Raw genomic sequence first — 26,535 nt, 5'->3', positions numbered from 1 at the left:
AAAGAAGACGGAAGTGTATGGGCATGGGGCTACAATGAAAAAGGTCAACTTGGGATTAATAGCGTACAAAACAGCTTGGTTCCTGTTAAAACGCATGAACAATAAAATGGAGTGAAGATAAATGGAAAAGAAAATAATAAAAATATCAAAAAAGATATGTAATGTTATCTTGGTTATTTTTACAGTATTTTTTTTATCTGAAGAGTCGGTTCCTGCTGCAGCAAATGCGGTAAGTAGTGCAGCAGGTGATCAATTTTCTTTGATTCTTAAGGGAGATGGGACCGTCTGGGCTTGGGGAAAAAACAATAATGGGCAATTAGGTGATGGTACAACTGAACAAAAGAATGTTCCTGTTCAGGTAAAAGGATTAACTAATGTAACAAGAATATCTGCAGGAGCAGATTATGGGTTAGCATTACGGAATGATGGAACTGTTTGGAGTTGGGGATATAATGGTCATGGTCAATTGGGAAATGATACAAGAAACGATAGTACTACACCTGTACACGTAGTTGGTCTTTCAGATGTAATTGAAATTGCCGCCGGGTACACTTTTGGACTTGCTTTAAAGAAAGATGGTACAGTTTGGATTTGGGGAGAAGGAAGTAATCTAATTAAAAGTACTAAACCAATTAAAGTTGATCCTTTAATCGATGTTAAGTCTATTGCTGCAGGAGGGAACCACGGTCTTGCGATAAAAAAAGATGGAACAGTTTGGGCTTGGGGGGATAATACCTTAGGTCAGTTAGGAATTAACAATACTTATAGTAATTCCTATCCAAATAAAGTGCTCAATCTCACCAATATTGTATCTGTGGCTGCTGGGTCTAAATATAGCTTAGCTTTAGACGTAGATGGAAAGGTATACGCTTGGGGAGATAATTATCATGGACAGCTTGGTGATGGAACAAATACTCAACAGAATGTCCCAGTACATGTTCGGGATTTAAAAGATATTAAGGAAATCGCAAGTGGATCTTCTTCGCTTCATAGTTTAGCTTTAAGTACAGATGGAACAGTTTATGCTTGGGGATATAATGGTTATGGTCAACTGGGGAATGGTTCATATACAAAAAGTAATCAACCCATAAAAATCACAACAATTCCATAATCACCTCATAGTTTAACGACTCCCCCCTTCTCCCAAAGGGGGGAGTAATAATCTCTCTTGGAGGCATTATGAAATTCCTGTCGATAAAGTCAATCTTGAGCTTTTTGGTCTGCAGTTCCCTATTAACGACCATGATATCACCAGCAAGTATCCTCGCAAATGATCTGTCACTGCCAAATTCGGATAAAACACAAAGTATAGAATCATCAACTCCAAACTACACAATAGATGAAATCCAGCAATCCATCGCAGAGCAAAACCTCGAACCTTTACTAGAAAAAAGAGAAACAAAAGATCCAACCTCATATGAAGCTGAGGACATCGCTTCACTAACATGGAGCCAGTTGGATGCTAACACAGCAATCGAAATACACCGAACATTTGACCGAGCCTTATTAAAATACGCGGCCTATTTTTATACAGATTTGTCGCAGCTACTTTCAACCGAAGAACAAGAAGAAGTCAAATCTTTTTCTAGTGACCAGCTTATTTCTCAATTCGATAATTTCAGTCAGGAGCATAAAGATCTTTTAAACCGACTTACTCCTCTCATACAATCGAAAATCAATGAAATCAAGAGTCTGGAAGAAACAATCGAAATACAAGCGGTTTCCACACCTCCATCGGTTCTTTACACCGAAAAGGACCAAGAATTTCGCTTTGCTCGTTCAAAGACAGAGCAATCTGTAGATGATGTATATCGCGCTGCGAACCTGGTGGAGCAAGATCTCTATTTGCCAGGAAAGCATGGACTGGATCTCGACATAAAACGCAGATATCACTCTTTGAGCAGTAAAATAAGTGTACCAACCTGGAATGAGGACGAATCCAAGAATGAGGCACTGAAAGCGAATGAGAAATTTGCAACCGGCTGGGATTTTAATATGCCAAGACTGGATATCGTTACTCGTGAGCAAACCGTAACAGTCAAGGACGATCCTAAAAATCCAGGTCAGCAAATCTACTCCTCGAAAGTAGACAAGAGTCTATCAAGTAATCGGTATTACATAAGCTTAGAGGACGGGACATCTTTAGAGTATCGGTTTAACAAGTTTGTTAATTATCCATATCAAGACATCATGTTCTTGATTGACGACGCCAATGGGAAGTACACGCTACATTATCGTAATTTGAAGTATGAATTTGATGTCAGATTAGGAACGGTCGTCAAATCCAATATTCATGGAGACAAAATCAAGTACACACTGAATAGTGACGGAGAGCCGGTTAGCATTGAAGACAGTGTCGGCCGCTATGTGGTGATGAAACGAAAACAAAATGACACCACGCAGGACTTGATTGTCTATAAAGACAAAACAGAGACTACTGTACTCAAGCATATTCGATATCATTTTGAAAGAAAGCTGGCATTGGGCGGATACCATCAGCTCGTTCACGTAGAAGTCCTGCCGACAGCAGGGAGCGGAAGCGGGCCCTTTACAGTAGCGAATTATTCCTATCATAATCCTACTACTAAGGGCATTGCTTATTTCAATTTAAACAAAGAATACACATTGGATAAGCTCCCTACAGATCAAAGCCTACAAGATTCATCAAAATATTGGGAATCGGATACAAAGAAACGTAAGGAAATCGATTACTTGCTCATGCAAGAAGTATCCTATCCGTTGCAAGGGTTAAAGATCAACTACGAATACCGTCCCTATCAACTAGGTCAAACTACGTTCAATGACGGACTTGTACGGATTTTTCAAGATAAGTATGCACTGAGTTATGTAGCGTATCATCCTGTAAATAAAGTATCGTACAGCTACACAATGAAAACCCCGGTCGGGACAAATACATATAAGCTGGAAAAGAACTATGGCAATAATGACAAATTCCGCGAAATATGGAAAGTGCCAAAGGAACAGCTTCCGAGATTGAAAAATTTTGCAGAGCGGCATGGGGATACCATACATGTCACTGAGTCAGAAGCATCCCGTTACACGACGAATAAAATCTATAAGGTTAATCATGACGGAACGCCGTTGCTAAGAAGTGAGAAGACCACAGGTATTAGTAAAGGCGGGACGAATGTATCCGGCGCGAAGTACAGTATAGATTACAATCCAACGACCTATGTGACCTACGCCTATTCAGGTCGCAATACAAAGCCGACGTATCAGTATGCATTTTTCGAACCAACATCTGCCGTTAGGGATCTGGACGTATACAACCAATATTTGAAAGATCCAAATCTGTCCAATCGCTCGCAGTATGCTGCCAAAATCAACAATTACGCTCAAGAGACGTACTTGGAGTACAACGAATACGGACAATTGGTCAAGCAGATTGCACCAGACGGGATCGTTAGTTCATGGACATATGATGCAGAGTCTGTAAATCCATGGGGCTTCCGTACTTACTCCGTATTGAAAGCAGCCAGAACACAATCGACCTCTGCTTCTGGTGATCCTTATTATTCGAATACGACCTTTGAGTACAACGATCAATATTTGCTTCGGAAGGAAACGGAGATTCATTCGTTCCCAACCAATTTGATTAATAATCACAAGAGTCAAACCATTGAGCGGACCTACGAATACACAAATAAGCAACTGTATTCGATTACAGAGAACCTTGGTCCAGGGAAGACACGGACACAAACTTTTACGGGTTATGATCAATATGGTCTGCAGCCTACGCAGATATCCCTCGCTGGAGTTGAGTTGGAAAGCGGAAAGTCTGATGTATTGAATTTTTCCTATGATATCGATGACAAAGGTCAAATCAAAAGCCAGACCTATCCGAACGGAAGCAAAGCGTCCTATGAATACGATGAGTTAGGTCGACCTTTATCGGAGACCTTTCAAAATCAAGGTGCAAAACGAAGCATTACCTATGTCTATCGGGATGGTGAAGCTTCTGGATCGAATGCAGGGGGACCCGGAGTTGTTGAAAAAATAGCGCCGGATTCATCGAAGCTCATCACTTATTACACACCGTATGGTGATGTTGCCTATCAAGAGCAGGTGGGAACGACTGGTGCAAAACGTCCACTGGTAGAAAATGAGTTTACCCCAGACGGCATGGAAATCAGTCGCACGATTCCTTATGGGAAACAAGAGGAAAGCACGTCGTATTTGTATGACTGGGATGGCTTTTTATACCAAACGACGAATGCAATCGGAACTACCCGAAATCATCGAAACAACGCCTTTTCAGATGGCATGAGATATTTGCCGCGCTTGACAGAACAAAAGCTCTCCCCAAATGGCTTCATCGCAACTACCTACCACGATTTGTATGGAAGAGTGGAGCGTTTAGAAGAAACGACCCAAAGTGGCAGTCACAATCGCGTAACGACCTATGTAACAGATCGTTTCGGGAAGGTAACCGAAAAGAAAATCTTTGAGGGTACGACTTCTCAACATTGGAGAATGCGCTACGATCACAACGACAACTTGGTTTATTTACAGGACCCTGAAAATAACATCAATGTATACGGATATGATGCGCTAGGCAATCTCACCAGTGTCTTGGAAAATGGGACGACTACAGCAGAATATACCTACAACAACTTTTCTTGGAAGCTATCTGAGAAGAATCCAGAAACAAAAGCAGAAACATACACCTACGGTAAAAGTGGCTTGGTGAAAAGTTACAAGGACAAAAATGGCGTCACATTTAACTACGACTATTCGCCTTTCCATGAACTGACGAGAGTATATTCCGGTGCTTTCTATGAAGAACGCGTGTACGATCCACAGTCTGGCCTCCTTTTGAGCGAAAATAATAACGTAGGCAACGCCATCAGCTACGGCTACGATGGTTTCCATCGCCAAAATCGCCAAACGATGATGGGCAAAGACTACCAGCTTCTCTATTCAGACAGCGATGATACGATCGATACACTTGTGTACCCATCTAGAACTGCTGTATCCGGTTCGGCCCCTTCCATGAGAGTCGAATACGCGTATGACAACGCCAATAGATTGAGCGGAGTGTCGATCCCAGGAGTCGGAACTACCACGTACACTTACGATATCAGTAGAACAGGCGAAACCAATTCGATCTCGTATCCGGGGCAACCGACAGCCATGCAAAAATCGATCAACTCATTTGGTGAACTAGCAGCCTTGAATCACTCAGATGGCTGGAATGAGACAAATGGCTACGATTTGTTTGGAAATATTACCAGTCAGAAGCGCTCAGGCACGAATCATGGGTTGTTTGTATACGATAAGCTTTCCCGAATCAAGGAGGAATCGGTCGAAGGGAACGTCAAGCAATATGCCTATGACAAGCGTGGCAACCGCCAAGTGTATACGAATGCTCCAGTAGATTTAATGCGCTCCTATGAAATGAAGCACGATTTGTTTAATCGTTTACAGGAGTATAAGGACGATAAAGGGAAAACAACATACACGTATTACCCAGGCGGATTGCGTGCGACCAAGCAACAGACTGGTAGTGTGACAGATACGACTCACTATGTATATCTGAATGGGCAAGTCATTGAAGAACTGACTCAAGATGGCCGAGTGAAGGCACGAAATGTGTTTGGCAACCAGTTGATCTGGCGAAAGGACTTTGCTTCAAATCGGGAAGGAACCTACTACTATAATAGTCACGGCGATGTTGTTAAGATCAAGGATGCAAACGGCAATGTCTTGAATACGTATGACTATGACATTTGGGGCATTCTGATCACGGATAAGGTCAAAGAAACGATTTCCAATCCGTTTATGTATGCAGGGGAAATGTATGACAAGGAAAGTGGATTTTATTATTTGCGAGCCCGGTATTACGACCCGAAGATAGGGCGGTTTATTTCGGAGGATACGTATAAGGGGCAAGTGGATAATCCGTTGAGCTTGAATCGGTATACGTATACGCATAATAATCCTCTGAGGTTTGTTGATCCGAGCGGTCATGTCGTTGAAGAAGGAACTGGCGGAATCGGTGGCTTTACATCACAAGAAGAAGAGTACATGCATTGGGCACGGGTTGCTGCAAGGGAGGCATACAAAAAGGGGATAGAACCAGAAGATGCAGTAAGAATGTATGTACCAACGAAGTTACAGGAGGAAGTTCTTCCGACAGCTATTGTCACATTTAATACTGCGGTTGGCATTAATCATGGGGATGCTCCTGATTTAGGTTTGGCAGCTCCAGTAGCAGTTACGGCAGCAGGTTCAATTAAAAATACCACTAAGTCGGCATCTACCGGAACGAGTAAAGCTTTAACTCAGGAAACAGGTAATGCATTCGCACCTAAAAAAGGTGGAGGCAAGGGTAAAAACAACATGCAATATGACCCCAATGCAGTGGGTGAACACTCAACCTATAAGCGTGATCCACAAACAGGGGAGATACTTAATTGGCAGAGATGGTTTAAATCTGACCCTAGAAATCCAAATCCCTATAGTCCTGGAGAAAGATACGATACCACCGGAGCAGGCCATTATAATAAAAAAACTGGTGAATACGTAGATACACCTCATGTTAATGACCCCAATACACCAGGAGGGGTAAGAAAACCATACCCAGGGGAAATTCCTGGTAAGCCATAGGAGGGAAGATGAATGGAGATTTTAAGATGGTTACAAGAATGGTATGTCACACAATGTAATGGTGATTGGGAACATGGTACCGGTATTAGAATAGCGTCCATTGATAATCCTGGATGGTATGTTGCGATAAATTTGATTGATACCGAGTTGGAGGATAAGCAGTTCAACTTAATTCAAGTTGATCGAACCGAGGACGATTGGGTTCACTGTAAAATAGAGAATGGTTGCTTTATAGGTGCAGGAGGCACAGGGAATTTAGAAGAAATACTGATGGTTTTCTATCGATGGGTAACTAATAATTAGTTAATTTAATTATTCCTGTTATTCAAGGTCACTATTTTGACTATACCTGTGCTGAAATAACAAACTTCCAATCAATTTAGATTGTGTATAAAAAGAGTGAAGGACTAGAGATAGTACCCTTACCATATCTTCGATATATTTAATACCCCAAGCGAGTAACCAACTACTCGTCTGGGGGTTCTTTTGTGTTGAATTATTTTATGGATGTAAATTTCACGCACCTGTATAGAAATGATAAGAAAACATCTATGAACGTACAGTAGGCGACTAAGTCATTGAGACAACCGACAATCATCCGTTTTGGGCTTAAGGAAAAGGTTGGGTACTCGCGGCTGATTTCCACACCTATTTTGTAAGTGATTTAAGAATCTGGTTTCATAATACTGTTGTGATGTACTAAGTCCATTTGATTTGATAGGACGTCAAACTAGGGATGAAATTAGTAAAAATCAAATTAAAAAGTTGACTAAATCAATGCAACTAAATAGTTGGGACGGCCCTCCAATCAAAGAGTATGTAGTTGATGGAAAGACAATTATTGTTGATGGACATCATTGTGCGGCGGCGGCAAAACATGCAGGGCTTAAAAATGTGCCAGTCGAATATATTGCAGAGGTAGAGTTAAAAAACACATGGAAAGTAACGCCTGATGAATTGATAAAACAGACTTACGGAGCAGGAGGCAGATAAAATGGGGTTAGAATCGTATAATTTTTTACTTTACCCCAAAAAGAACAAATCCAGCCTCACTGATGAAGGTTGGGAGACATTTGGTGAGGAGTCAGTTCTGTTCACTAATGTGAAAAATGTTCTAGACTCTATGTTAAATTTTCATCCTTACACTCCAAAAGATATGTGGGCGACTGACGATGCAGAATGCTACTACTCATATAGTGATGAAACTAGCATTATTGAAGTTCAAATTGGCTTGGGAGTAATGGCGAAAGAAGTTGATGAAATTTCAGTAAGGTTTGCTGTATGTAATCCGGAGGGCACATTTGAAAAGGCTCTAGAGATATGTAACGAATTAGCAATTAAACTTGATATAAATGTTTTAGATATGAAATTGCAAGAGATACTGGATTTTGGAAATGAGCTTCAGTTGATGAGAAGCAAAAAGAAGTTTCAAGAAAAGAAAGAGAAGTTTTTTTCCACATTCGACTTACCAAACGGTATAATAGCCAAGCCGTTATATTGTGATGAGGTATTCGATGTGCTAAAAGGAAAGCACTAACACTATATGATGAATTTTTTGGGATGTATAAATAAGCATTGTCTTTAAAATTATGCCTTGAGGACATGTCCCCAAGGTTTTTTTATCTCCACCAGTGTCAATTTAATTGGGCGGACGTACCGAAGAACTTAACCTCATCCTCCGATGATGGGCAAGGACTACCAGCTTCTCTATTAAGACAACGACGATACGATATGAGTTGGAGCGAGTTAAATTTATTTACTTTGGTCGACATAATACTAGCAAATAATCTACGGTGGTGAGTGTATGGATATTCAGGCGATAAAAGATTTTGTACTGACACATAATTTGGAGGAGCGGAGTATTACTGGATTTTGGAACTATTTTAATAACTACCAAAAAGAATATCGTGAAGAATTTCAGAAAGAGTTTCCAGATTATAATGTTAACCATGTAGAGGTATTCATTGATACTGTCTCCCTTCGAATCACCAATTGGCCTGATGATGGTTATAATCATGTGATCATTGTCATTAGAATGCATTACAAAAATCAATATGCCGGAACGTATAAGATGATCTTTAACTTATCCGGTGATGTAGAGGATGATCACTTATCGCTCTTTTAGGGACTGAGATTAAGAATAACTAATTTTTCAACCACATGTGAGTTTATTACTCCATGTGGTTTTTTATATATGTACCTCACCCTTTTCTGATCAGTGCGAATTTTTTTCTACCAACAAACATATTTGAAACATAAAACAATGACAAAACTAGAATATTATGGTATTTTCTCTGTAAAAATATGTTACGCCTCTCGTATAATCTCGAGTCGCATGGAAGGGGATCGATAGATTTGCTCATAGCCTTAAACATGATCTTTCTACTTATCTTTGCCTTTATATTGGCAAAACTTCTCACCCTATTAAAACAAACCCAGAGACAGGTCCATCACTTCCATCCTTTCATCCCGGAAACAGGACCAGCAATCGGCACCAAACTACAATCACTACCTTTCCGCACGCTAAACGGCCAAGAGCAACAACTAAACCATTTGCCCCGTCCACTGATCGTAAACTTCACACATACAGGCTGCGGGCACTGTGCCAATCATGTGCACGAACTATTGTCAGAGGGAGGGGTACTCACAGATGCATCCGTTATCATCTCAACAGAATCCGAGCACATATCGACTTCCCAATGGCTGCGAGAAAACAACATATCCGGCATCCCTGTACTGATTGGCAACGAACCGATGCTTGAAACCTACCAGATCAATCATTTCCCAAGCGTTTTTGTGATCGACGAACAGGACGTCATTCGTGCCAAACCAATAACCGCCGTGGAAACCAAAAATAAGCTCCTGGCGCTAGCAGGTGAGGCAGTATGACGCGTTCCTATTTTACAAAAACGGTTCGATTGATTTGGGCACATGGCAAGCTATGGCTCATTTGTTCCATTGCCCTCAGAATCATCCTGGCATTTTCCCCGTTGGCTACGATCTGGATCATGAAAGAAATGGTGAACGAGGTTACAGCCATTGCGTTAGATCAGACGGATAATTACCAGCCATTGCTATGGCTGCTTGCGGGATTGTTTTCCGTGACGCTGGTGACCAATGCGTTGGAAACGGTCTTGCGCATTCTCGATGCCCACACGGAGCAACGACTGGAATATCATTTGGAGCATATGGTAGCAAAGAAGGCAGCATCTGTTCCGCTCTCTTATTTCGATGATCCGGAATTTTACAATCACCATCACCGCATCCGGGCAGAGGCAATGGGGGAACGCTTTCTGGACCCAGTGGAAAGGGTGTTGGATCTCGGGAAAAATCTGATTACTCTGATTTCCTATGCGGTGTTTTTGCTTAGCATTCACTGGGGATTGGCAGTGATGAGCTTGCTAGCTGTGATCCCGCTGCTCATTGTCCAAATCAAATTTGGTATGTCGGAATACTTTCTCGCAAGGCTCCAGACGCCAGAGATACGCGAAGCTTCTTATATCAGTTCAATCCTGAATGAGCGCGACAGCTCAAAAGAGGTCCGACTGTTTCAGCTAAAGGACTTTTTGCTAGGCAGATGGTCTCGACTGTATTTGAAAAATATGAAAGAGGTACTTCGTCTGCTCCACCGCAGGGAAAAAGCACTGATTCTCTCAGGGATTTTTACCTCCTCGATGTATATTGGCTGCTTGGGATTGGTCGTATCGCTACTTCGTGCGAGCGCCCTAAAGGTAGGGGATTTTGTAGCCATTGCACAAGCGGTACAGAATACGCAGCAGCTACTTTCGCTCATGACCTTTAACCTCGCACATATCGTCAACAGATGCTTGTACATCGCTGATCTGTTTGACTTTCTGGAATATGAGGATAAAACGATTCCGCAGCTCACTGGAAAAGCTGAGTTTCCCACGAAGCTGCAATCTGGTATTACGTTTGACCGGGTTTCGTTTTGCTATCCCAAAATGGAGCGCAATGTGATCAATGAAGTTTCCTTTACGATTAAGCCGGGGGAGCGTATTGCGATTGTTGGCGATAATGGCTCAGGAAAAACGACGCTCGTCAAATGCTTAATGGGGCTTTATCCGATCCATTCGGGTAATATTCTGTTTGACAATCAGTCGATTCATGAGCTCGATATTTCCGACCTGCAACGAAATATTACGGTCATTTTCCAAGACTTCATTCGGTACAATTTCACTGCTGGAGAGAACATCACCATTGGGAGAGTGACGCAGGAAATCAATCCCGCGCAGATGAGACAAGTAGCGGTTGAAACCGGTGCAGATACCTTTATACGCAAGCTTCCCAGTGGATACGATACGATTTTGGGTCGGACGCTACAGGACGGCGAAGACCTGTCAGGCGGACAGTGGCAGAAGATAGCCTTGTCTCGGGCTTTGTACAGAAGAGGAGAGATTTTTATTCTGGACGAGCCTACGGCTGCACTTGATCCGCAGGCAGAGCTGGAAGTATTTCAGCAGTTTGATTCTCTCACACAGAACAAGACGGCGATTTTTATTTCCCATCGGATGGCTGCAGCACGAATGGCGGATCGGATTTTTGTCATGAAGCAAGGTCAGCTGATCGAAGTAGGGCATCATGATGAGCTAATGGATGCAAACGGAGAATATTCGCGTATGTACCGCATGCAGGCGAAATGGTTTGCGTAACGTAGGAGGGGTGTTATGGAAGAGCTTGGTCTGCTGTTTCGGCTGATTCTCGCCTTTTTATTTCTCAGCACGTTTGTATCAAAAATAATCGATATGGGCACGCATTTGTCCATTGTGCGCGCCTATCAGATCATACCTTATTCGTGGTCAAAAAGCTTTACGTATATGGATCTGGTGCTGCAAGCCGCTGTAGCGATTTCCTTGTTGATCGGTCTTTTTACAACGCTGGGACTGTCCTTGGCGGTTTTGTTGCTGGGGGCGTACACACTTGCGATCAGTATCAATCTAGCAAGAGGCAGAAAGAAGATTTCATGCGGATGCGGCGGAATGGCGGGAAACCATTTTTTATCGTGGAAGCTCGTTTTGCGTAACCTTGTATTCATCAGTATGGCCGTCTATGTAGGTCAATGGAGCGGGGGGTGGGCGAGTGTTGACCATTATGTATTATCTGGCCATTTCGGAATTGCTAACTGGGTAATCGCTATCTTCTTTTCGAGTGTGTGCATCTCACTGCTCATGGCTATTAGCGGAGAAATCAGTACGTTCCAACATATTTTGCGAAAAAGGCAGGGATGAACATGTCTACAGGCTGGGTGATTGGGTTTGCGGTATTATGGGTGACGGTCATTGCGATTTTGGTTGTCCTGTTTCAAGTATTAAAGGTACTCGGGACATTCATTAACAAAATGGAAGCAGCAGAAGAGAATAGTAGAAGAAGCGACAAAAATATTACTTCTTGAAATTTCAGAAAACGCTTTCAATTTTCATATAAGTATTGTATTATATTCCTGATGATACAAATTATGTAAAAAAGAGGTGATAAGCATGTTCAAGAAATTACTTCAAAAGCTCGGAGCAAGTGCGTTTGCAGGATGCCAAAAAGGGTGCGTAAGAAATGGCCCTTTGTGTGAATGCCCTTGGTAGTTTTTCAGGCAAATAAGTAGAGCAAGACTGTCTCGCAAGTAGAGAATTCTACTACAGGAGACAGTCTTGTTTTTTGAACAAACGAAAATTAACGTTGTAAATCCAAATGAAGCAAAGGAAACGGCCTTCCGGAACCATCCAGTTCAGATCGTCCTGTTTGCACAAACCCATACCGTTTGTAGAAAGCGTGAGCGCCTTCGTTTTGCTCGTTGACATCTACTTTCAGATTAGGGCCATACTTGCGTTCCGCATGTTCGAGTAATCTGCTGCCAATCCCTTTTCCGTGGTATTCTGGATCAACGAAAAGCATTTCGATTTTCGTTCCATCGAGGCCAATAAAGCCTACAGGCTCTTTCTTTTCGTTTACTTCCATCCATATCTCAACGGCAGATAGTGCTTCATTTTTTACCATGTTTTTATAAAACTCAATATCTTCTTTCGTCAAAAAATGGTGAGTACGGCAAACAGCACGATACCAAATATCTACCAATTGATCACGATAGCTGGCTTCATAAACAACAGTTTTGGTATTCATCATGAAACCTCCCGATTCAAACTAGAAAACAAAAAAGAGCGCTCTTGAGAGCTTATTATATAGAGTCGCTAGGAACTTTTCTATCATGTTCACAGCTTTTCTATCCTCCCAGAATAATCTGACGATTGATAAGAGGGAAGGGGGAGGGGAATCCTACCTCGCCACAATCCCCCCAGGCACCTCCAAATACTCTCTCTTCTCCACGAACAGCGGCTCTACAACCCCAAACTCATGCTTTAACTGCTTCATTTTCTCCTGAGCCTCCGCTTCCGTCCGATAGTACCCGGCCTCGACAAAGTATCCACCTTGCTTGTCCTTCAATACCCGCATATTGTCCGCGACCAGCAGAGATTCCTCCATAGCCCCGAGCGTCTCTCCATACGGCACGGAAGCAGTGCGCACCGCGTACACAGGCTGCTGCTTTTCTGGCGATACTTCTACTGGCGAAATCGTGATCACAACCTGTGCGGGTTCCTTATACTCTTTCACTTCATAAGCAATCGCTTCTTTAAAAGTCACATTAAACCGCACCAGAGAATCGTCCAATGAAATGATCTCGTAGGCGTCTTCGATATACGGGCTTTGCTTCAATGTCTCGAAATCTTTGACAGCCGAAAATCTTCTCGCACCGCCAACAGCAAACGTCATCGTATTCGGATATTCTGTAAAACTTACGTGGAAGGAGCTGGCGTTCTGCTGTACCTCATTATCCTGGGTAAAGTTCAAGATGATGCTTTCCCGGTCTCCTTGGTTCTGTACCGTAATGAAGCTAACATCTACGGCATCCTGAGGAGTACCGCCGCCTGCACTGCCTTTATTGAATTGTAATATTTTCACCAGCTTGCCCAGACCAGGTACGTTTTCCAAAGCACTTGCAAAAGCGGGCATCGTGTTCACGCTGACCGTGAAAAGAACAAAAACAGCAGCTGCGCTTACGCCAGCGTGCTTTACCCAACGAGTTCTTGCTTTCACGCGTTTTCGATGCAGCTTGCCACGTTCTATGGCTTGCTCGGTGACTGCCGCCAACTCTTCGGGAATTTCAATATCGTGATAGGCTTGTTTATAATCGTCCAGCTTTTTATCCAAGAGATTCACGCTCCCCAATGTTCACTTTCAATTTCTCCAGTCCGCGGTAAATGATCGACTTTACGGAACTGAGGGGTATGTCTAGCACATCGGCAATGTCCTTGATGGGCATGTCTTCGAAATATCTCAGCATAATGACCGTTCTGGATTTTTCATCGAGTTGGCCCAAGGCATCATGCAAGTCGATGACATCTTCCCGCGGTTTCTGCTCGTAGCTGCCTTCATGTTCTTTATCCATATAAACGACTTTTTTTGCTTTGCGTATGTGATCCAAGGCGCAGTTGACGGCAATTTTGGTCAGCCAGGTTTGAAAATATTGCGGCTGCTTCAATTTGTGTACGGAGATAAAGGCGCGGTAGACAGTCTCCTGCACAATTTCCAGCGCGTCTTCCTTGTTTCGTACATAAGTAAAAGCCATGCGATATATTTTTTCTCTATTCTCTTGGATCAGAAGAGTAAAGCTGTCTTCATCACCGGAAATGGCTCTTTGTGCCAGTTCAGTTTGATTCACGATGCTGCACACCCTCCTTACTGAATACGTTAGGTTCTTCCTTACTTCTCGAAAATAATCCCGCAGCGCGAGACACACTGCGGGAGCGTAGATCCTTTTTATCCTTGCTGCAATGGAAGTACCATTTTATTTTTCATTTCGCCGCTTTCTTGATCGATTTCAAACAGTTCGAGGGTGCTTGGCTTATTTTTAGATAGATTGCTCAGCGGAATGACAATCTCCTGAGAGAATTCACCCCATTCCGGGCCGCCTTTCGATGCTGTTCCAAAGCCTTTGGCAATTACTTGTTCGCCTTGCTTCACGGCATATTGATAGGTGCCTTCGAAAACACTAGCTTCGCCGGATACTTTGTACACGACAGATGTTGCCGCAAGCTTCAGGTTACGAAATACGTTATTGTTTTTTACTTTATCGGAGCTATCTAGTGGAATGGAAAGCTTGTTGATGATCGCGCCGTTCTCTTGGTTGATTTCAAACATCTCGAGCATCAATGGCTCGTTTCCGATCAGTTCGCTTGTTGGAATCTTAATCGTTTGCGCAAAAGTTCCCCATTCCGGGCCACCTATTGAAGCTGTGCCGAATCCTTTTGCCAAGACGTGCTTCCCTTGCTTGACTGCGTATTGGTATGTTCCTTCAAAAACACTCGCTTCCCCTTGTAAGGTGTACAGTAGAGCAGGTTCTGCTAGTTTGATATTCCGGAACATAGTTTGCTTGGCAGCTTCGTTTGCTTTTGTTTCTTGCTGCGTGGTTACTGGGATAGCAGCTTGGTTAGCCCAAGTAGTGCCGAGAGCTCCAACAAAAACAGAGCAAGTCAAAATAGAAGCAGCAAATACAGTGATGGTTTTTTTATTCATGGTATGTCTCTCCCTTATATGGCATATGGCCGTCATGATTGATTGTTTTTAGTTGTAGCTTCATGAAGTTTACATGGGTTAGACGGGGGAGGGGTGCAAAAAGACGCAACAGATTTTATGGAAAAAAACAGAAAAACCGTCGAACTCGGTTTAACCGAAATACGACGGTTTTTTCATTTTATCAAGAAACAAGGTTGCGAGTGGGGAGGTGAATCATATCATGCTACACACCTGTCCGACGGCTACCGCATTTGGTAGGTTACCTACTGGAATGGAAGTGATGATGGTGTTGGTTATGGTATTGATGACGGATACGTTATTACTCAGGTTATTAGGTACATATACTTTTCTTCCATCAGGAGTAAGATCTGCATCACTAGGTGAATTCCCGACTCCCTTCGTAATGGTAGTAATGACAGTATTGAATGTTAGAGAATTCGGATTCACATCAATGACGGAGATACTATTATCACCTGAATTCGCCACGTACGCTCTAGTACCAGCTGGCGTATTACCAATTGCTATTCCAAAAGGAAGACTGACAACCTGAATCGTATCGATTACCGTATTGCTTTCGGTATCGATGACGGAAACGGTGTCATCATATTGATTTGCCACATAAACTCTTGTTCCATTTGGAGTAATGGTTACTCCATTCGGTGCATTGCCTACGGTGATGGTGTTAACCACGGTATCAGTGGCTGTATTGATAACGGAAACGGTATTACCAAGGTTGTCGAGAGTACCTGAATTCGTTACATAAGCGAATACCCGACAAGCATCGATGGAACTGATCGCACAAATCGGGATCATACGTGTGCCAAAATCCCCAGTAAGAATCACACTGCCTTTATCGACTCGGAAAACACTTCCTTGTATGGAGTCACAACAACCCAAGAGCGTCAGGGAAATAAACTGTCCTTGTAGTCGCTTCAGTTTCTTCCGTAAATCTTGAAAGCAGTTTGTGCTACCTGATTCAGATGGCACGGTGAATTTTTCAACCTTCATTTCCACTTTCTCTGCTTCGATCTTGATTTCATCTGCATATAGCTTGTCTTTGTCTGCACCTTTTTCTGGATCGTTCCGTTCATTCGCCATAGGATAGCTCCTCTTTTTTGCATGATGATTCCAATCTATGAAGGAATCTATGGATCTGAAAGGGATAGATGACAAGCTACATACGCACAACGTTAATGACTGAATATTAAAAATGTTATCGTCAATTGAAATCAGATTAGGCTATACTATTCTTGTGTAAAAATCTTCTAATTTAGTGGGGGCGGAAAGAATGAAAAAACTCGTTTCTCTGGCAGTCGTTGCAAGTATTGCGATCCCGTTACTGAGTCCGACTTTTGTCCAACATGCTGCTGCAAACCCTATTCATGACTATCGTAACGAAGTTCAGGTCAACCAGTTCCGCCCACATGGGGGAGATAAGCAGGAAGTAAATGATTTCATCGCATCACTGGTGAAGCAACGATCCAAACCTGCTGAGGTAGCAAAGCTGGTAGTAGGTGACTCCATGACGAATTTTGCGATGAAAACCTATGTGGAAGGATTGGCGAAATACAAAAACATTCAGGTGATCGAAGCAAAAGTGGACAAGCTGTACACCGTCACGAAAGAGGATGCCTACAATAACTACCGCGCGATTGTGAAATTTAAATACGTCGGGTATACCGCAGATAACAAGGCCATTGAAAAAACGGATTATCTTGGCTTGGCCAGACTCGGGACAGACCCGGTGAACTGGAAGGCGTGGGGCGTCATTTGGCAGGACTCTGGCATCGATGTGTCAGATGTGAAGCTGATTCAGTTGGAGAAGCCACGCAAAGGCGAAGAAATATGCGTGATCACGACTGATGCCGGTGTGATCAAGCTGAGACTGTTCCCGAACAAAGCTCCAAAAGCGGTGGAAAACTTTAAGACTCTGGCGAAAAAAGGGCAATACAACAATATGATATTTCACCGTGTGATCAACGATTTCATGATTCAGGCAGGAGATTTGAAAGGGCCGGATGGGAAGGAGCTGCCGAGTATTTACGGAGAGTCTTTTGAGGACGAGTTTAGCCGAGATCTGTTCAACTTCAGAGGAGCGCTCAGTATGGGGAACGCGGGACCAAATACGAACAGCACACATTTCTATATTGTACAGAGCCCCAAGGTAGATCAGGAGTATCTCGATTTGTCGGCGCTGCCGTTGAATGCAGAAGCGAAGTATAAAGAAATTGGCGGACGAGCTTACCTCGACAATCGCCACACTGTTTTTGGTCATGTATTTTCCGGGATGGAAGTCGTAGACAAGATCGCTGCCCAGAAAACAGATGAGAACGCCAAGCCCATCCAAAATCCGGTCAAGGTGCAAAAGATCGAATTTGTCCCGTATAACGAATAAGCTTAGCCAGCAAAAGCCCCCTCTCATTCCTGTCATTTGGGATGACGAGGGGGTTTGTCAATGAAGGGGAGATACAAGTTAATACGGCTCCCAGCGCAGTTTTCGTGCTTTCTCGAATCGCTCTTCCACATATGGCCAGTTGACGATATTCCACCAGTTTTCTACATACTTGTCTCGCTGGTTTTGATACGCCAGGAAATAGGCATGCTCCCATACGTCCAGAGCCAGTAGCGGAATCACATCCCATTGTGACAGGTTCTGGTGCTTTTCGGCTGTTAGAATCTCTAGATGATGTGCTCGTGGGGACCAAACGAGGATTGCCCACCCAGGACCTTCTACCTTTTCTGCCGCCTGACTAAATTGTCTCTTAAAGGCGTCGTACGAACCGAAATACCGATTGATTGCCGCTGCGAGATCACCGGAGGGAGTGCCACCCCCATTTGGACTCATGGATGGCCAAAAGATCGTATGCAAGTAATGACCGGCCCCATTAAAGGCTAGCTCGCGTGCCCAATGGCGTACGAGATCGAAGTTGCCACTTTCTCGCGCCTCTGCTAGCTTCCGCTCTGCTGTATTGAGATCGTCTACATACTTTTGGTGTAGCTTGTTGTGATGGATTTGCATGGTAGCTTCATCGATGTATGGCTCCAAAGCGTTGTAGGCATAAGGGAGCGGCGGGAGGGTATGTCGGCCGACAGCCACGGGGCGTGCCGCACGGACTGGCTCACGTGCACCGGGATAGGAAACGGGTTCTGGCTCTACAGGCACTTGTACTTCTTCCGCCACCGCTGGCTGTGCATTCATTGATTCCTGAACAGGTTCCCTCACCTCTCCTTCCAGATGCTCATCTTCACTCAACTGAGCCAGTCGTAAAAAGTGATGGAATTGCTCCTGCACCTGTTCTGCGCGAGTGATGAGGGCAGGGAGTTCGTCGCTTTCTATTGTCGAATCAAGCTTCGATGCTTGCCTTCCGATCACTGTAAATGTTTCTTCGAATTTGTGCAGATGCCGTTCGAATTCTCGGTTGAGGGTCTTATGTCTTCGCAAATGCTCGATCCATTGTCGGCCCCATTGGCTCCAGTCCAACAAATTCTTGGCTTCTTCTACCAAAAGATTCTCCTCCTCGTGGGCACATCATCTCTCCCCACATTATGAAAGGCGCCTAGAGAAGGTGCGACATTTGCGGAGTACAAGAAATTTCATCTCCGCATATGGTAGTAGCACAAATGTTTGAGTGGTATGCTGTACTATATTCATTTCAACAGGGGAGACACATTAGCATGAGTAGAGAACGAGCGATTGCCGTTATTGATTCAGGAGTGGGAGGATTAACTGTTGCGAAGGAAGTCATGCGTCAGCTACCCGAAGAACGGATTGTTTATGTAGGCGATAATGCCCGTTGTCCGTATGGCTCCAAATCGCCGGAAGAGATTCGTGCCTACAGCTTTCAAATGATCGATTATGTGATGCGTACACCGTTAAAAGCATTGGTGATCGCCTGTAATACTGCGACTGCCGTCGTGCTGGAGGAAGCGATGGAGGATTTGCCACTGCCCGTCATTGGGGTGATTGAGCCAGGGGCACGTGCGGCTGTACAAGTGACGAAAAACGGAAGGGTCGGTGTCATCGGGACAGAAACGACCATTCGTACCAAGGCGTATGAGCGTGCGCTTTTACGGATTCAACCGGATCTGCACGTCTCAGGCATGGCTTGTCCCGCATTTGTGCCACTGGTGGAGAGCCACATGGCGAACTCGGAGGAAGCAAGAAGAGTCGTAAAAGAAACGCTCGCCCCGTTCTTGCACGAAGATTTGGACACGTTAATTTTGGGTTGTACACACTATCCGTTGCTCGCACCGGTCATTTCGGAAGTGATGGGAGATCGAGTACGCTTGATCAACTCCGCAGAAGAGACAGCGCGAGAATTGTCCCTGCAAATTGCGACGGACGCCGAAAGCAAGCAAATAGAGCGTCCGGAACATCTGTTTGTGACGAGTGGGGACGCCCACAAATTCCGGACCATTGCAGAAGAATGGCTGGATTGCAAAGTGAACGTCCGGCACAACTCATTGGAAAAAACCGTCCATCCCTGATGGAAGACCTTGTCTAGCGAGACAAACTTTCAACGCATAAACCCAAGCCTAGCTCGTATACATGGTAGTACAAAGTGTCTGGAGGAGGCTGGGGTAATGAAGATAAGGCACATCGGGAAAATGACGGCCGTGCTGGGGGTTAGCGCAGTGCTTTTGTCGGGCTGCGGTCTCTTTGGCCCGGAAAAGGAAACGATTCGTATTGATGCACCACCACAGTCAGAGGTATCAGTTGATTTGCCAAACGGCACGCCGACCCCGGATGCTGCAAAAGAAGGTGCACAACCGGTCGTTCAGGAGACTGGAGAGAGAATGGTGTATTTGCAGGATGCTAACGGATACATCGTTCCTGTCTCGATGACTCTTCCGAAATCAGAAGGTCCTGCCAAACAAGTATTGAGCTACATGGTAAAAGGTGGTCCGGTAGAGAGCATGCTCCAGGGTGGCTTCTCCGCTGTCTTGCCGAAAGGGACAGAAGTAAAAGGACTTGTCATTAAAAATGGCATAGCCACTGTCGATTTTTCCAAAGACTTCAAAACGTACGAGGAAAAAGACGAGAAGAAAATTGTCGATGCAGTCACCCGGGCGTTGACGGAATTTAGCAACGTCAAGACTGTGCAAATTTGGGTGAACGGAACGCCGTTGACGGAAATGCCAGCAGCCAAAACACCGATAACGCTATTAGACCGGAATCAAGGAGTCAATCTCGAATTGGGCGATGGGGCGGTACCAGGAGATACCTCCAGCATAACGGTTTATTTCCAAGGACAGCTGGATGATACACGTACGTATTATGTCCCAGTCACTCGCCTGGTTCCTGAAACGGCTGACATTGCCAAGGCAACCGTTGAAGAGTTGATCAAAGGACCGAAACAAGGGTCTCAGCTCTTTAGTTCCTTGCTGCGTACGACACGTGTTCTGGATGTGAAGCAGGAAAAAGAGTTGGTGACAGTCAATTTGAGCAGTGACATCCTCAAGTATGACGATGGTAAGGAAGCGAGCCCAGAAGCTCTGCAATCACTGGTCTTGTCATTGACAGAAACGACAGGAGCCAAGCAAGTGCAGCTGCTGGTGGAAGGAAAACCGCTAGCCAGTGGTGAGTTTACCAAGCCAGTGAGCCGCCCGGTTCAGCTCAATCCCATACAGATGTAAGGAACGAGCCACGCCCGTATTAACGAGCGTGGTTTTTGTTCGCCACTTGCTTGCTTGTCACCAGCGCTTACAGTCCTCCAGCCGCCAAGGAGCAACCGATGTCTGCTTGAAATTTTTATTCAAGAATATTTGCAATTAACGTAAATAAGGAAGAGACGTTTGTGCAGTGGCAGATCGTTTCCCGCCTCTGGTATAATGAGCGGAGTGTAACAAAGTGATTTAGGAGGAACTTGGAATGAGAGTGGATGGCCGTGCCCATGATCAATTGCGTCCTGTAACCATTACGCGCAATTACATTAAACACGCAGAAGGATCGTGCCTAATTGAAGTCGGAGACACAAAGGTGATTTGTACGGCGACTTTGGAGGACCGGGTGCCGCCTTTTATGCGTGGTGGCGGGAAGGGCTGGATCACAGCCGAGTATTCCATGCTTCCCCGAGCAACAGCGACCCGCAACGCGCGTGAGTCGTCCAAAGGAAAAGTCGGTGGACGCACAATGGAGATTCAGCGTCTGATCGGACGTGCTCTGCGATCCGTTGTGAACCTTGAAGCAATGGGTGAACGCACCATTTGGCTGGATTGCGATGTCATTCAGGCAGACGGAGGTACGCGGACAGCTTCGATTACCGGAGCCTTCGTGGCAATGGTAGACGCGATGCAAAAGCTGGTGGATAGTGGCACCTGGAAGCAGTTGCCGCTCAATGACTTCCTGGCAGCGACCTCAGTAGGGGTTGTCGGCGAGGAAGCAGTGCTCGATCTCAACTACAAAGAGGATTCTACAGCGATTGTCGACATGAATGTCGTCATGACGGGAAAAGGAAAGTTTGTCGAGCTGCAAGGAACAGGGGAGGATGCTCCGTTTTCACCTGAACAGCTACAAGAAATGATTGCCCTTGCAAAAGTTGGCATTGACAACTTGATTAACAGTCAAAAAGAGGCGCTCGCTGATGTTTCGCTCTCTTTTGCACAATCAGTAGCGGAGGAAAGTCATGCCTAATCGAAAAAAAGTCGTTCTTGCAACACGTAACCAAGGAAAAGTGAAAGAATTCAACAGGCTGTTCGCAGATGCTGGCTGGGAAGGAATTAGCCTCGCTGAATTTGACGGTGTGCCCGAGGTAGTAGAAGACAAGGACACCTTCGAAGGAAACGCGCTGAAAAAAGCAATCGAAATCTCTACATACTTGAAAATGCCAGCCCTCGGTGACGATTCTGGTCTGGAAGTAGATGCGCTGGAAGGACGCCCAGGGGTTTACTCCGCACGCTTTGCCGGGGAAGATGCAACAGACGAGCAGAATTGGCGTAAATTGTTGAAAGAGCTGGAAGAGGTGTCGACAGAGGAACGCACAGCCCGCTTTCGTTGTACGTTGGCGTTGGTGATTCCTGGCGAGGAGCCAATCATTGCCACTGGCGCTTGTGAGGGTGTGATCGCGCGTGAGCCAAAAGGGACAAACGGCTTCGGATACGATCCGGTATTCTACATTCCATCGATGGACAAAATGATGGCTGAACTCATGCCAGAAGAAAAGAACCAGATCAGCCACCGCGCTCGTGCCATGCAGCAGCTGCTTGAAGTCATCAAGTAGACAAGAGAGAAAACAGGAGAGTGAGGCGTGATGGGAATTCTCATCATGAGCGATAGCCACGGCTTGGTTCGGGAAGTAAGCCAGGTCGTCAACCGACATCATGTCGAAAAAATTTTGCATTGTGGCGATTTTTGTGTCGACCATAAGCGCGAGCCGTTTTCCAACATGACGCTTGTCCGAGGCAATTGCGATTCGACACAAGAGGTGCCGACTGAGCAAGAGACCGAATGGCGCGACCTTCACATCCTGCAAACGCACGGGCATCTTTTCGGAGTGAAAGGCTCTCTTCTGCGCCTTCATTACCGTGCAGAAGAGGTAGGAGCAAATGTAGTTGTATTCGGTCACTCTCATGTACCTGTCTGTGGCGTCGAGAGAGACATCTTGTTTCTGAATCCGGGCAGCTTGCAAATGCCGCGAGGTTTTCACGTACCGACATATGCTCTTTTAGAAGAGACAGGAACGAGTCCGACAGAAGTTTACATATCCGTGGCGTTTTATGATCATTTAGGCAACCCGGTTCCACAATTGGGAGGGAACTATTCTGTTCGTCGACCAATGAGGTCTTCTTGAAAACTAAAAGATTTGTGCTATACTAGAATGGTTATAATGGCTAGAATATTATCATCCGAGCCTGCGAAGATACCATGGCGCGGCTGGCGATGTTCTGTTGATTCGATTTAGGAGGGGAAGTTTACGTGGCAGCAAATTGGGAAAAGGTAGAGAATAACCAGGGAGTCCTGACGATTGAAGTAGATGCTACGCAAGTAGACGCAGCATTGGATCAAGCGTTTAAAAAAGTGGTTCAAAAAGTTCAAGTTCCAGGATTCCGTAAAGGAAAAGTACCACGCAAAATGTTCGAATCCCGTTTTGGTGTAGAATCTTTGTACCAAGACGCTCTTGACATTCTGCTTCCAACTGCATACGGACAAGCTGTTCGTGAAGCTGGTATCGAGCCAGTAGATCGTCCAGAAGTAGACGTAACGCAAATGGAACAAGGGAAAAACCTGATCTTCAAAGCGACTGTAACTGTGAAGCCTGAAGTGAAGCTGGGCGACTACAAAGGTCTGTCCATCGAAGATAAAGACTTCTCTGTAACTGAAGAGAGCGTTGACGCTGAACTGAAGCGTATGCAAGAGCGTCATGCTGAGCTCGTTGCAGTAGAAGAAGGCGCAGCACAAACAGGCGATATCGCTGTAATCGATTTCGAAGGCTTCCAAGACGGAGTAGCTTTTGAAGGCGGTAAAGCGGAAGATTACTCTCTGGAACTGGGTTCCGGTACTTTCATCGCAGGGTTCGAAGAGCAACTGGCTGGCTTGAACATCGGCGAAGAAAAAGAAATTACCGTAACTTTCCCTGAAGAATACCACTCTCCTAACCTCGCTGGTAAAGAAGCGGTATTCCAAGTAAAGCTGAACAGCCTGAAGCGCAAAAACCTGCCTGCTTTGGATGATGAGTTTGCCAAAGACGTGAGCGAGTTCGACACGCTGGAAGAGCTGAAAGCAGACACCAAGAAAAAACTCGAAGAAAAAACAGCGCAAGAAAAAGATCAATATGTTCGTGAGCAACTCGTTCTGAAAGCAGCTGAAAGCGCTGAGATCGATTTGCCAGCAGTAATGGTTGAGCATGAATTGGATCAAATGGTAAATGAATTTGGTCAACGTCTGCAATACCAAGGCATGACGCTGGAACTGTACTACCAGTTCTCCGGCATGGATGAGAGCCAACTGCGTGATCAATTGCGTGCAGACGCAACATCCCGCGTTCGCACTTCCTTGACTTTGGAAGCAATCGGCAAAGCAGAAAACATCGAAGCAACAGAAGAAGATGTAACTGCAGAACTCGAGAAACTGGCTGGCGTATACGGCCGCCCAGCAGACGAGCTGCGCAAAATCTTCTCCGCACAAGATGGCATGGCTGCTCTGTACCGCGATGTGCAAACTCGCAAAACAGTAGATTTGCTGGTTGCAGAAAGCAAAGTAACAGCATAAGCTTAGAAGAACGCATGATTGGTCAGTGGGCAGGCTAACCCTGAGCGCTGGCTGTCAAGACCACAAGGCACGAGTGTATCGTGCCTTGTTTTTCCACCATTGACTTTTTTCGGCAAAGGAGGAAAATACATAATGTTAATCCCTATGGTCATCGAGCAAACAAGCAGGGGCGAGCGCTCCTATGATATTTACTCGCGCCTCCTGAAAGACCGGATTATTCTCTTGGGCACCGAGATTGATGATGAAATCGCCAATCTTGTTGTTGCTCAGCTGCTTTTCTTGCAGGCAGAAGATCCGGACAAAGACATATCGCTATACATAAACTCTCCAGGTGGTTCTGTTACAGCAGGAATGGCCATCTATGACACCATGCAGTACATCAAACCGGATGTGTCCACGATTTGTGTGGGCATGGCTGCCAGCATGGGTGCTTTCCTGTTGGCTGCTGGTGCAAAAGGCAAGCGCTTCGCTCTGCCAAATGCCGAAGTAATGATTCACCAACCGCTCGGTGGTGTGCGTGGGCAAGCAGAAGACATCCGCATTCATGCGGAATGGATTATGAAAACGAAGCGCCAGCTAAATGAGATTTTGTCTGAGCGGACAGGTCAGCCTTATGAACGCGTAGAGCAAGATACAGATCGCGATAATTTCATGAGCGCAGAAGAAGCAAAGGCCTACGGATTGATTGACTCTATTATCGAACGCAAAAACTGACCCGTTGTGAGGTGAAGCGCATGTTTAAGTTTAACGACGACAAAGGCCAACTGAAGTGTTCCTTCTGCGGCAAGTCCCAGGAACAGGTGCGCAAGCTGGTAGCTGGTCCTGGTGTTTACATTTGTGACGAATGTATCGAACTGTGCAATGAAATTGTACAGGAAGAACTGGGTACTGAAGAAGAAATCGATATGAAAGAAATTCCAAAGCCAGTGGAAATTCGCAAAATCTTGGACGACTATGTGATCGGTCAAGATATGGCGAAGAAGTCCTTGTCTGTAGCGGTGTACAACCACTACAAACGGATTAATTCCGGGGCGAAGATCGAGGATGTGGAACTGCAAAAATCCAACATCATGCTGATCGGTCCGACTGGTAGCGGAAAAACGTTGCTCGCGCAAACATTGGCGCGCATTCTGAATGTACCTTTCGCGATTGCGGACGCAACTTCTCTGACAGAGGCAGGCTATGTGGGTGAAGATGTTGAAAACATCTTGCTCAAGCTCATCCAGGCTGCTGACTATGATGTTGAGAAGGCTGAAAAAGGAATCATTTACATCGACGAGATTGATAAGGTAGCCCGCAAATCGGAAAACCCATCCATCACGCGTGATGTATCTGGTGAAGGCGTTCAACAAGCGCTTTTGAAAATTTTGGAGGGGACCGTTGCGAGTGTGCCACCACAAGGCGGACGCAAGCATCCTCACCAAGAGTTCATCCAAATCGACACGTCGAACATTTTGTTCATCTGCGGCGGTGCATTTGATGGCGTCGAGCAGATTATCAAGCGTCGTTTGGGTAAAAAAGTCATCGGTTTCGGTGCAGACTTCGGCGATGGCGTAAAAGGCGATCTGAAAGCCGGAGAATACCTGAAATACATTTTGCCGGAAGACCTGCTGAAATTTGGTCTGATTCCGGAGTTCGTCGGTCGTTTGCCAGTGCTGGCTACCTTGGAGCCGCTGGATGAGGAGACGCTCGTGCGTATCCTGACAGAGCCGAAAAACTCTTTGGTGAAACAGTACCAAAAACTGCTGAGTCTCGACGGTGTTGAGCTGGAGTTCGATAACGGTGCGCTCATGCAAATCGCGAAAGAAGCGATTAAGCGCAACACTGGTGCGCGCGGCCTGCGTGCGATTATCGAACAAATCATGCTCGATATGATGTATGAGCTTCCTTCCAGAGAAGACGTCAACAAGTGCGTGATTACCGAAGAAACGGTTCGCGACAAAGTGAAGCCGCAATTGTTGACCAAAGAAGGCCAGGAATTGCACGAAGAAACAGCATAAGTATTGTCTACACAAACCATCTCGTTATAGGCGAGGTGGTTTTTTTGTTGTTGGTTTATGTCTACGCTTGCGGGGCAATACTACTTGATATCGTTCAAGAGAAGCTTTACATATGCA

General features: G+C 45.1%; 25 protein-coding genes and 1 pseudogene. 20 read left to right on the top strand and 6 right to left on the bottom strand.

The features are described 5' to 3' along the window. The 11 genes and pseudogenes from HPY27_RS30650 to HPY27_RS21140 all read left to right on the top strand — a co-directional run. Positions 1-105 (top strand): annotated as a pseudogene (locus tag HPY27_RS30650) (hypothetical protein); the annotation flags it as partial. Between the two features lie 16 nt (positions 106-121). Next, positions 122-1,111: an RCC1 domain-containing protein gene (locus tag HPY27_RS21185; protein ID WP_174225873.1), complete on the top strand. Its 990-nt coding sequence runs from the start codon at positions 122-124 to the stop codon at positions 1,109-1,111. A gap of 68 nt (positions 1,112-1,179) precedes the next feature. Further along, a complete protein-coding gene (locus HPY27_RS21180) occupies positions 1,180-6,630 on the top strand; it encodes an RHS repeat-associated core domain-containing protein (RefSeq protein ID WP_174225872.1) in 5,451 nt (1,816 codons plus the stop codon). 12 nt (positions 6,631-6,642) lie between these two features. Next, complete coding sequence (locus tag HPY27_RS21175; protein WP_174225871.1) at positions 6,643-6,933, top strand: immunity 53 family protein; 291 nt, start codon at positions 6,643-6,645, stop codon at positions 6,931-6,933. Between the two features lie 411 nt (positions 6,934-7,344). Then, entirely contained in the window at positions 7,345-7,623 is a 279-nt protein-coding gene (locus HPY27_RS21170; RefSeq protein ID WP_174225870.1) for a ParB N-terminal domain-containing protein, read from the top strand. 1 nt (position 7,624) lies between these two features. Further along, entirely contained in the window at positions 7,625-8,167 is a 543-nt protein-coding gene (locus tag HPY27_RS21165) for a hypothetical protein (protein WP_174225869.1), read from the top strand. A gap of 267 nt (positions 8,168-8,434) precedes the next feature. Continuing rightward, positions 8,435-8,755 (top strand): hypothetical protein, encoded by a 321-nt coding sequence (locus HPY27_RS21160; RefSeq protein WP_174225868.1) that lies wholly within the window; start codon positions 8,435-8,437, stop codon positions 8,753-8,755. Positions 8,756-8,985: 230 nt separating this feature from the next. Beyond that, positions 8,986-9,519: a TlpA family protein disulfide reductase gene (locus HPY27_RS21155; protein WP_174225867.1), complete on the top strand. Its 534-nt coding sequence runs from the start codon at positions 8,986-8,988 to the stop codon at positions 9,517-9,519. Continuing rightward, positions 9,516-11,300 carry an ABC transporter ATP-binding protein gene (locus HPY27_RS21150; protein ID WP_017247480.1) on the top strand — a complete coding sequence of 595 codons (1,785 nt, stop codon included), beginning with the start codon at positions 9,516-9,518 and terminating at the stop codon, positions 11,298-11,300. Before HPY27_RS21155 ends, HPY27_RS21150 begins: the two co-directional genes overlap by 4 nt. Before the next feature lie 15 nt (positions 11,301-11,315). Beyond that, complete coding sequence (locus HPY27_RS21145; protein WP_174225866.1) at positions 11,316-11,876, top strand: MauE/DoxX family redox-associated membrane protein; 561 nt, start codon at positions 11,316-11,318, stop codon at positions 11,874-11,876. Positions 11,877-11,878: 2 nt separating this feature from the next. After that, a complete protein-coding gene (locus HPY27_RS21140; RefSeq protein ID WP_167403182.1) occupies positions 11,879-12,040 on the top strand; it encodes a hypothetical protein in 162 nt (53 codons plus the stop codon). A gap of 272 nt (positions 12,041-12,312) precedes the next feature. Here the strand turns inward: HPY27_RS21140 and HPY27_RS21135 are convergent, their stop codons facing one another. The 5 genes from HPY27_RS21135 to HPY27_RS21115 form a co-directional block, all read right to left on the bottom strand. Further along, entirely contained in the window at positions 12,313-12,759 is a 447-nt protein-coding gene (locus HPY27_RS21135) for an acetyltransferase (protein ID WP_174225880.1), read from the bottom strand. A 153-nt stretch (positions 12,760-12,912) separates the two neighbouring features. Further along, the gene (locus HPY27_RS21130) at positions 12,913-13,854 is read right to left on the bottom strand and encodes a DUF4179 domain-containing protein (RefSeq protein ID WP_371814347.1); all 942 of its coding nucleotides are present in this window, start codon (positions 13,852-13,854) and stop codon (positions 12,913-12,915) included. Beyond that, positions 13,838-14,356: a sigma-70 family RNA polymerase sigma factor gene (locus tag HPY27_RS21125; RefSeq protein WP_048032061.1), complete on the bottom strand. Its 519-nt coding sequence runs from the start codon at positions 14,354-14,356 to the stop codon at positions 13,838-13,840. Before HPY27_RS21125 ends, HPY27_RS21130 begins: the two co-directional genes overlap by 17 nt. Positions 14,357-14,454: 98 nt before the next feature. Continuing rightward, positions 14,455-15,210, bottom strand: coding sequence for a Gmad2 immunoglobulin-like domain-containing protein (locus HPY27_RS21120; RefSeq protein WP_174225864.1), 756 nt, complete (start codon positions 15,208-15,210; stop codon positions 14,455-14,457). A gap of 213 nt (positions 15,211-15,423) precedes the next feature. Then, positions 15,424-16,308, bottom strand: a complete 885-nt coding sequence (locus HPY27_RS21115; RefSeq protein ID WP_174225863.1) for a YncE family protein — start codon at positions 16,306-16,308, stop codon at positions 15,424-15,426. Between the two features lie 190 nt (positions 16,309-16,498). Between HPY27_RS21115 and HPY27_RS21110 the strand changes: the two genes are divergently transcribed. Then, positions 16,499-17,605: a peptidylprolyl isomerase gene (locus tag HPY27_RS21110; protein WP_017247488.1), complete on the top strand. Its 1,107-nt coding sequence runs from the start codon at positions 16,499-16,501 to the stop codon at positions 17,603-17,605. 78 nt (positions 17,606-17,683) lie between these two features. Here the strand turns inward: HPY27_RS21110 and HPY27_RS21105 are convergent, their stop codons facing one another. After that, positions 17,684-18,715: a superoxide dismutase gene (locus HPY27_RS21105; RefSeq protein WP_174225862.1), complete on the bottom strand. Its 1,032-nt coding sequence runs from the start codon at positions 18,713-18,715 to the stop codon at positions 17,684-17,686. 170 nt (positions 18,716-18,885) lie between these two features. On the opposite strand from HPY27_RS21105, the gene racE reads away from it, so the two are divergent. The 8 genes from racE (at position 18,886) to clpX (ending at position 26,418) form a co-directional block, all read left to right on the top strand. Next, positions 18,886-19,698 carry a glutamate racemase gene (racE, locus tag HPY27_RS21100; protein ID WP_174225861.1) on the top strand — a complete coding sequence of 271 codons (813 nt, stop codon included), beginning with the start codon at positions 18,886-18,888 and terminating at the stop codon, positions 19,696-19,698. Positions 19,699-19,794: 96 nt separating this feature from the next. After that, positions 19,795-20,847 carry a GerMN domain-containing protein gene (locus HPY27_RS21095; RefSeq protein ID WP_174225860.1) on the top strand — a complete coding sequence of 351 codons (1,053 nt, stop codon included), beginning with the start codon at positions 19,795-19,797 and terminating at the stop codon, positions 20,845-20,847. Positions 20,848-21,082: 235 nt separating this feature from the next. Continuing rightward, a complete protein-coding gene (gene rph, locus HPY27_RS21090; protein WP_017247492.1) occupies positions 21,083-21,844 on the top strand; it encodes a ribonuclease PH in 762 nt (253 codons plus the stop codon). Further along, positions 21,837-22,430, top strand: a complete 594-nt coding sequence (locus HPY27_RS21085) for an XTP/dITP diphosphatase (RefSeq protein WP_174225859.1) — start codon at positions 21,837-21,839, stop codon at positions 22,428-22,430. Before rph ends, HPY27_RS21085 begins: the two co-directional genes overlap by 8 nt. Positions 22,431-22,460: 30 nt before the next feature. Then, positions 22,461-23,000, top strand: a complete 540-nt coding sequence (locus HPY27_RS21080) for a metallophosphoesterase family protein (RefSeq protein WP_017247494.1) — start codon at positions 22,461-22,463, stop codon at positions 22,998-23,000. A gap of 125 nt (positions 23,001-23,125) precedes the next feature. Beyond that, the gene (tig, locus tag HPY27_RS21075; protein WP_017247495.1) at positions 23,126-24,418 is read left to right on the top strand and encodes a trigger factor; all 1,293 of its coding nucleotides are present in this window, start codon (positions 23,126-23,128) and stop codon (positions 24,416-24,418) included. Between the two features lie 132 nt (positions 24,419-24,550). Then, complete coding sequence (gene clpP / locus HPY27_RS21070) at positions 24,551-25,132, top strand: ATP-dependent Clp endopeptidase proteolytic subunit ClpP (RefSeq protein ID WP_007722241.1); 582 nt, start codon at positions 24,551-24,553, stop codon at positions 25,130-25,132. A 20-nt stretch (positions 25,133-25,152) separates the two neighbouring features. Beyond that, the gene (gene clpX, locus HPY27_RS21065) at positions 25,153-26,418 is read left to right on the top strand and encodes an ATP-dependent protease ATP-binding subunit ClpX (RefSeq protein WP_007722243.1); all 1,266 of its coding nucleotides are present in this window, start codon (positions 25,153-25,155) and stop codon (positions 26,416-26,418) included. The last annotated feature ends 117 nt before the right edge of the window (positions 26,419-26,535 follow it).

Source organism: Brevibacillus sp. HB1.1, from assembly GCF_013332445.1.
GTDB lineage: Bacteria > Bacillota > Bacilli > Brevibacillales > Brevibacillaceae > Brevibacillus > Brevibacillus porteri.
This window is presented reverse-complemented; position numbering and strand designations above follow the sequence as displayed.

Excerpts from the sequence above, each read along its gene's own strand:
- HPY27_RS21185 (WP_174225873.1), top strand. The coding sequence starts at position 122 with ATGGAAAAGAAAATAATAAAAATATCAAAAAAGATATGTAATGTTATC.
- HPY27_RS21180 (WP_174225872.1), top strand. The coding sequence starts at position 1,180 with ATGAAATTCCTGTCGATAAAGTCAATCTTGAGCTTTTTGGTCTGCAGT.
- HPY27_RS21175 (WP_174225871.1), top strand. The coding sequence starts at position 6,643 with ATGGAGATTTTAAGATGGTTACAAGAATGGTATGTCACACAATGTAAT.
- HPY27_RS21165 (WP_174225869.1), top strand. The coding sequence starts at position 7,625 with ATGGGGTTAGAATCGTATAATTTTTTACTTTACCCCAAAAAGAACAAA.
- HPY27_RS21160 (WP_174225868.1), top strand. The coding sequence starts at position 8,435 with ATGGATATTCAGGCGATAAAAGATTTTGTACTGACACATAATTTGGAG.
- HPY27_RS21150 (WP_017247480.1), top strand. The coding sequence starts at position 9,516 with ATGACGCGTTCCTATTTTACAAAAACGGTTCGATTGATTTGGGCACAT.
- HPY27_RS21145 (WP_174225866.1), top strand. The coding sequence starts at position 11,316 with ATGGAAGAGCTTGGTCTGCTGTTTCGGCTGATTCTCGCCTTTTTATTT.
- HPY27_RS21140 (WP_167403182.1), top strand. The coding sequence starts at position 11,879 with ATGTCTACAGGCTGGGTGATTGGGTTTGCGGTATTATGGGTGACGGTC.
- HPY27_RS21135 (WP_174225880.1), bottom strand. The coding sequence starts at position 12,759 with ATGAATACCAAAACTGTTGTTTATGAAGCCAGCTATCGTGATCAATTG.
- HPY27_RS21120 (WP_174225864.1), bottom strand. The coding sequence starts at position 15,210 with ATGAATAAAAAAACCATCACTGTATTTGCTGCTTCTATTTTGACTTGC.
- HPY27_RS21115 (WP_174225863.1), bottom strand. The coding sequence starts at position 16,308 with ATGGCGAATGAACGGAACGATCCAGAAAAAGGTGCAGACAAAGACAAG.
- HPY27_RS21110 (WP_017247488.1), top strand. The coding sequence starts at position 16,499 with ATGAAAAAACTCGTTTCTCTGGCAGTCGTTGCAAGTATTGCGATCCCG.
- racE (WP_174225861.1), top strand. The coding sequence starts at position 18,886 with ATGAGTAGAGAACGAGCGATTGCCGTTATTGATTCAGGAGTGGGAGGA.
- HPY27_RS21095 (WP_174225860.1), top strand. The coding sequence starts at position 19,795 with ATGAAGATAAGGCACATCGGGAAAATGACGGCCGTGCTGGGGGTTAGC.
- rph (WP_017247492.1), top strand. The coding sequence starts at position 21,083 with ATGAGAGTGGATGGCCGTGCCCATGATCAATTGCGTCCTGTAACCATT.
- HPY27_RS21085 (WP_174225859.1), top strand. The coding sequence starts at position 21,837 with ATGCCTAATCGAAAAAAAGTCGTTCTTGCAACACGTAACCAAGGAAAA.
- HPY27_RS21080 (WP_017247494.1), top strand. The coding sequence starts at position 22,461 with ATGGGAATTCTCATCATGAGCGATAGCCACGGCTTGGTTCGGGAAGTA.
- clpP (WP_007722241.1), top strand. The coding sequence starts at position 24,551 with ATGTTAATCCCTATGGTCATCGAGCAAACAAGCAGGGGCGAGCGCTCC.
- clpX (WP_007722243.1), top strand. The coding sequence starts at position 25,153 with ATGTTTAAGTTTAACGACGACAAAGGCCAACTGAAGTGTTCCTTCTGC.